This is a genomic window from Mesorhizobium sp. M7A.F.Ca.CA.001.10.2.1 (assembly GCF_003998575.1).
Taxonomy (GTDB): domain Bacteria; phylum Pseudomonadota; class Alphaproteobacteria; order Rhizobiales; family Rhizobiaceae; genus Mesorhizobium.
The window spans coordinates 1-5844 of record NZ_RZQY01000368.1 but is presented as its reverse complement, the minus strand read 5'-3'; the positions used below and the strand labels follow the sequence as shown (position 1 = coordinate 5844).

At 61.8% G+C, this 5844-nt stretch carries 7 protein-coding genes and 1 pseudogene; 5 read left to right on the top strand and 3 right to left on the bottom strand.

What is annotated here, in order from left to right; translation table 11 throughout:
- On the bottom strand, positions 1-471 hold a 471-nt coding region (locus EN964_RS21835), incomplete at its 3' end, for an ABC transporter substrate-binding protein (protein WP_245490683.1).
- A gap of 232 nt (positions 472-703) precedes the next feature.
- Between EN964_RS21835 and EN964_RS21830 the strand changes: the two genes are divergently transcribed.
- On the top strand, positions 704-1333 hold the full coding sequence (locus EN964_RS21830) for an invasion associated locus B family protein (protein ID WP_127270670.1): 630 nt from the start codon (positions 704-706) through the stop codon (positions 1331-1333).
- 71 nt (positions 1334-1404) lie between these two features.
- Here EN964_RS21830 and hspQ read toward each other — a convergent pair whose 3' ends face one another.
- Complete coding sequence (gene hspQ / locus EN964_RS21825; protein ID WP_164749013.1) at positions 1405-1728, bottom strand: heat shock protein HspQ; 324 nt, start codon at positions 1726-1728, stop codon at positions 1405-1407.
- A 125-nt stretch (positions 1729-1853) separates the two neighbouring features.
- On the opposite strand from hspQ, the gene EN964_RS21820 reads away from it, so the two are divergent.
- A complete protein-coding gene (locus EN964_RS21820) occupies positions 1854-2816 on the top strand; it encodes an AEC family transporter (protein WP_127272652.1) in 963 nt (320 codons plus the stop codon).
- On the opposite strand, the gene EN964_RS21815 is transcribed toward EN964_RS21820, so the two are convergent.
- Positions 2793-4004 carry a UbiH/UbiF family hydroxylase gene (locus EN964_RS21815; protein ID WP_127272651.1) on the bottom strand — a complete coding sequence of 404 codons (1212 nt, stop codon included), beginning with the start codon at positions 4002-4004 and terminating at the stop codon, positions 2793-2795. The two genes, EN964_RS21820 and EN964_RS21815, sit on opposite strands and share 24 nt — an antisense overlap.
- A 71-nt stretch (positions 4005-4075) precedes the next feature.
- On the opposite strand from EN964_RS21815, the gene EN964_RS21810 reads away from it, so the two are divergent.
- The 3 genes and pseudogenes from EN964_RS21810 to EN964_RS21800 all read left to right on the top strand — a co-directional run.
- Positions 4076-5014 carry a DUF2182 domain-containing protein gene (locus EN964_RS21810; RefSeq protein ID WP_127272650.1) on the top strand — a complete coding sequence of 313 codons (939 nt, stop codon included), beginning with the start codon at positions 4076-4078 and terminating at the stop codon, positions 5012-5014.
- 14 nt (positions 5015-5028) lie between these two features.
- Positions 5029-5643 (top strand): DUF1326 domain-containing protein, encoded by a 615-nt coding sequence (locus EN964_RS21805; protein ID WP_127271928.1) that lies wholly within the window; start codon positions 5029-5031, stop codon positions 5641-5643.
- Positions 5644-5690: 47 nt separating this feature from the next.
- Positions 5691-5844 (top strand): annotated as a pseudogene (locus EN964_RS21800) (phosphatidylcholine/phosphatidylserine synthase); the annotation flags it as partial.

The window sequence follows — 5844 nt, the reverse complement described above, 5'->3', positions numbered from 1 at the left end:
GCCTTTCTCGGTGTAGACGTCATAGCTGAACAGCACGTCCTCCGGCGTCACCGGCTGACCGTCCGACCATTTGGCCTTCGGATTGAGATGGAATTCGATGCTCTTGCGCTCCGGGTCCATGTCGGCGCTGTCGGCCAACAAACCGTAGAGCGTGAAAGCCTCGTCGGCATTGCGCTGCATCAACGGCTCGAAGACCAGATTGCCGAAGATCGTATCCATCATGCCGCGCGCCGTCGTGCGCAGGCTCTTGAGGATGAAAGGGTTCAGATTGTCGAAGCTGCCGACGACGCAATAGGTAATCGAGCCACCCTTCGGCGCGTCGGGATTGACGTAGTCGAAATGCCTGTAGTCGGGCGGTAGCGCCGGCACGCCCTGCATGGCGATAGCGTGCTTCGGCTCCGATGCGGCCGGCTGATGCGAAAGGGCGAGAAACGATATCCCGGTGATCAGCCAAACAACAACGCGGCCCATGAACGTCTCCTTACTGGGTCGGCTTGATGATTCGGTGTGCACCCTAGCATGAGGCGGCTGCGCGCCGGCCAACCGCGCGTTCAACAATTGCTGACGCCGGGCTGGATTCGGCATCGCTTGCAGTGTAACACGCCCTCCGAAGTCATTCTGTTGCCTCATTTCGGCAACAGGTAGCTGGACCACACGGCACGAAGAAGCCGGTCCCGGGATCATTTGAGAGGAAGTGCACGACATGACGAGCCTGAACAGCAACGCGTACCGCCTGTCGGTCATGGCCGCTGGCGTGGTCGGCTTTCTCGGCGCAGGACTTCCCGCTGCTTCCGCACAGCAGCAACAGCAGATTCCGCAAGGCTGGTTCAAGGCCTGCACCAAGCAGGAAGACGTCGACATCTGCAATGTCCAGAACATCACCACCGCCGGCAACGGCCAGCTGGTCACTGGCGTCAGCCTGATCGAGCTGAAGGGCAAGGTGAACCGCAAGGTGTTCCAGGTGACGGTCCCGACCGGCCGTCTGGTGCCTCCCGGCATCGGCCTGCAGATCGACACCGGCAAGGCGCAGAAGCTCGACTATGTGATCTGCTTCCCGGATCGTTGCGTGGCGGAAGTGCCGCTGACCGATCAGCTCGTCGCCGCCTTCAAGAAGGGCCAGGCGATTACCCTGACCTCCGTCAATTTCCAGAACCAGCCCAATCCGATCAAGGTCGCCCTGCAGGGCTTCAGCGGCGCCTATGACGGACCGGCGCTGCAGCAGTCGGACATCGAGGACCGGCAAAAGAAGCTTCAGGACTTCGTCGCCAAGAACAACCAGGATTTCGCCAAGAAGCTCAAGGAAGAGCAGGACAAGGCGAAGACCGCCAACTGATCGGCCGATATCGCCGAGCCACAAAAAAGCGGGGTCATGCCCCGCTTTTTTTGCGCCCATCTCTCCGCGGGTCAGTGCCTTGACTGCCGTTTCGGCTGGTAGCCGCCGTCCGGCCTCTTGTCGAACATCTCCTTGATCTGCGGATGCCGGACCGGCTCACCCGACTGATCCTCGAGCAGATTCTGCTCGGAGACATAGGCGATGTACTCGGTCTCCGAATTTTCGGCGAGCAGATGATAGAAAGGCTGATCCTTGTGCGGCCGCACGTCGGCGGGGATGGCTTCGTACCATTCGTCGGTGTTGGCGAATTGCGGATCGACATCGAAAATAATGCCCCTGAATGGAAACAGCCGGTGGCGAACCACCTGTCCGATCGCGAATTTGGCTGTTTTCATCGTACTCACCACTGAATTCCTTGGGCTTATTTGGCGCAGACCGCGCATCAATTCAATCCCGAGGCGCTTGACGCCCTATTAAGCAACGGGCTAGCCCGGCGCCAGGGTTTCGGACCAGCATAAAAATGTCTGACGTCATCGGTCTTGTTCTTCCGTTCTTCGGCTTGATTTTTGTCGGGTTCCTGGTGGCGCGCATCACCAGGCAGCCGCTGGAGGCGCTCGGCTGGATGAACACGTTCATCGTCTATGTCGCGCTGCCGGCACTTTTCTTCCAACTGCTTGCCAAGACGCCGTTCGAAGACCTGACGGAATGGCGCTTCATCTTCGGTTCGGTCGTCTCGACCTTCATGATATTTTCCTTGATGTTCATGGGGTCGGTCCTGACCTCGCGCGGCGAGATAGCGCAATCGACCATCAAGGCGCTCGCGGCCGCCTATGGCAATATCGGCTATATGGGACCGGGGCTGGCATTGCTGGCCTTCGGCGAGGAGGCGGCTGTGCCGGTCGCCTTGATCTTCTGTTTCGAGAACATCATGCATTTCGCCATCGCACCCATGATGATGGCGCTGTCGGGCGACGACAAGACCACGCCTCTCCGGCTTGCGCTCGGTGTCGTGCGCAAGAGCGTGCTGCACCCGTTCATCATCGCAACCGCCCTGGGCGTCGGCGCCGCCTATATCGGCTTTCGACCGCCCGTGCCGGTGGAGCGATTTCTGGAATATCTTTCCCGGGCGGCCGCACCTTGCGCGCTGTTTGCCATGGGCGTCACGCTGGCGCTCAGGCCGCTCAATCGCGTCCCGCACGAGATGGTTCCGATTGCGGCACTGAAACTGATCCTGCACCCTTTGCTCTGCTATGTCGTGTTGAGCTGGATCGGCAATTTCTCTGAGACATGGGTCTTCTCGGCGGTGCTTCTGGCGGCGTTGCCGACCGCCACCAACGTCTTCGTCATCGCCCAGCAGTATGGCGTCTGGGTACAGCGCGTGTCGGCCAGTGTGCTGATCACAACCTGCCTGTCGGTCGTGACTGTCACCGGGCTGCTCTACCTGATCCGGCACGATATCCTAGCGCCGGACCTGTTTCCCTAACCCGCCGGCAAGCGCGGCAAAACCGCTGCCTGGACGAAGCCCCTCGCGCATGAAAAAAGCCCGAAGCGGCGCGAAGCCACCGAGCACGCCGAGCCCGGCCACGCGGGCCATCTGGGCCGGCAGCATGTCGGAAAGCAGCGACATGTTGAGCAGGTTGACCGCACCGCTACGCGCCAGAATATCGGGGCGGCGCTTGAAATCGTAAGCCGCAAGCGCCTTGGCTGCACCCGGGTCCGCTCGATTTTCACAAGCGATTCCAACCAGATCGTCGACGTCCCTGATGCCGAGATTGAGGCCTTGCGCACCAATCGGCGGAAACACATGGGCGGCTTCGCCGACCAGCGCCACCCGATCTCGGGCGAAACGCAGTGGCGTCACCGCCGAAAGCGGATAGATCTGCCGGCCCGGCTCGACCGTCACCCGGCCCAGCATCGACTGCATCTGCTGTTCAACCCGCTGAGAAAGCGTCGTATCGTCCAGTGCGGCGAGGTCGGTCGCGGTCTCGGGCTTGACCACCCAGACCAGGCTGGAGCGATTGCCGGGCAACGGGACCTGCGTGAACGGACCGGTCTCGGTGTGGAATTCCGTCGAGGTGAAAGCGTGGTCGCCGCTATGGCCGAAATTGAGGACGAGAGCTGCCTGCGGGTAGGACCGGGCCGAGGTCGAGATGCCGGCCGCCTGGCGCGCCGGTGACAACCGCCCATCGGCGGCGACCGCAAGCGATGCGTCGACCGTGCTGCCGTCGGCCAGGACGGCACGGGCGTGCTCGGCATCGAGATGCCAGTTCGCCACTATCGACATCAGCCGGTCGATGCCGGCATGCGCGGCAACGGCGCTGGCGAGTGCCGGGTTGAGGACGCTGTTGGGAAGGTTCAGCCCGAACTGGTCCTCGTCGATCTCGCTGGCGCGGAAGGTGACGACCGGGCTGCGGATCAGCCGGCTGGTGGCGTCGACGATGCGCATCACTTTCAGGGGCGCCGCCTTGGATTTGACGGCTTCGAGCACGCCAAGCCGGTCGAGCACTTTCAAGGCAGGGTTCATCAGGGCTGTCGTGCGGCCATCGGGAGCGGTGGCCTCCGGCCCGACCAGTGTCACCGGGAAACCTTCGGCGGCAAAACCGAGCGCCGCGATCAGCCCTGCCGGCCCCGTGCCGGCAACCAGTATCCGCGCAGTTTGCTGATGCTCCAAGATCGGCTTCCGGCTTGCAATGCGAGGCGGGTCCACCCGACCTGCCGTTCGATGAGCATATAGGTCAGATCATGCCGCTTGATCAACGCGGCGATTCGGCCCATTCGGATGTCATGACCGGCCAGCAGGACGACTTCAGGCATCTCGACCGCGCCGGCCGCGCCATGGCCGGCATCGCGCGCAATCCTCGCGTCACGGTAAACGTCGTTGTCGGCGCTTGCATCCTGCTTGCCTGGCTGTCTCTTGCGGCGATGGCAATCCGCGGGGCTGAAACAGGGATTGCGGGCGTCGGCGCCCCTGGCGACAGGATCCTGCGCAGCCTGCCGCCACTGCCGCTGCCCGATTTCCTGGAACGGTTCTTTGTGCTGTGCCTCTCACCGGTGCCCTTGGACGCAGATCTCGGCTTGCAGGCCGGCGCGCTCGTTTTCATGTGGCTCCTGATGGCGGTCGCGATGATGCTGCCTTCGGCGGCGCCGATGATCCGCACCTATTGCGAAATCACTGACACGGCTCGCATCAAGGGCGAACCGGTCGTTCACCCGCTGGTGCTGGTCGCCGGTTACCTAAGCGTCTGGCTCGCCGCTTCAATGATGTTCGCGGCGCTGACCTTGGCCGTCCATGCATTCGCCTCGTCAGCCGGGATGCTCGATCCGGTCGTCGGCCTTGCCGGTGCGCTCGCTCTCGTGATTGCCGGCCTCTACCAGTTCAGCGGCCTCAAGGAAGCTTGCCTGAAGAAATGCAAGAACCCGTTCTCGGTCCTGTTTTCGAACTGGAGCGCAAGGCCCCTTAACATCTTTCGGCTCGGTGTCGCGCAAGGTCTGTGGTGTCTCGGCTGCTGCTGGGCCTTGATGCTGGTGATGTTCGCCGTTGGCGTCATGAACATTTTCTGGATGGCGTTGATCGGGCTGTTCACCCTGATCGAAAAACAAACAGCCAGCAGGGTTCCAACCCGGCTGGCCGGTGCGATACTGCTTGTCTGGGCAGCCGCGCTGCTAGTAGTCTCGCTATGAGTGGGGGAAAATCGATGGCAGACCAGAGCTGGGCGATGAAGGGAGAGCTCGTACTCTCCTGCAATTGCACGGTTTTTTGCCCCTGCGTGCTATCGCTTGGCAATCATCCGCCGACCGAAGGCTATTGCCAGACCTGGGCGGGGTTTCGTATCGATGCAGGCCATTTCGGTGAGGTCGATCTGTCCGGCCTCAATCTCGGGCTGATCATAGAAATCCCCGGCTACATGAGCCGCGGCAACTGGACCGCCGGCCTGTTCATCGACAGCCGAGCCTCGGTCTACGCGGTCAAGGCGCTGACCAAGATCTTCACGGGCAAGGCAGGCGGAACCACATCGCTGCTCTCCATCCTGGTCGGCAAATTCCTCGGCGTCGAACAAGTGCCGATCACCTATGAGACGCGTGACAAGACGCGTATCTTCCAGATACCGAAGATTATCGACGGGGCGGTGACACCCATCCCCGGCAAGGATCGCGACAAGGATACGGTGATCAGCAATTCGGAATACTGGATCGCGCCCGAGATTGTCGTGGCAAGGTCTGACAAGAGCAAGATGCGGGCTTTCGGCCGCAACTGGAATTTCGCCGGCCGTTCGGCCGAAATCTGCAAGCTGGATTGGCGGGGCCCGTGAGCAAGAACACAACGGCCCGAAAAGCCGCCAAAAAGATCACGGACCGGATTCCCAGGCCGAAGAAGAAGGTCACCTGGCCACAGGCGCGGGCGTTCTCCGTCCACCTCTTGACCGCCTCGGGGTCATTCCTGGCCTTCCTGTCGCTGGTAGCGGCGAGCGAAGAGCGCTGGACCGCAATGTTCTGGTGGCTCGGGCTGGCAT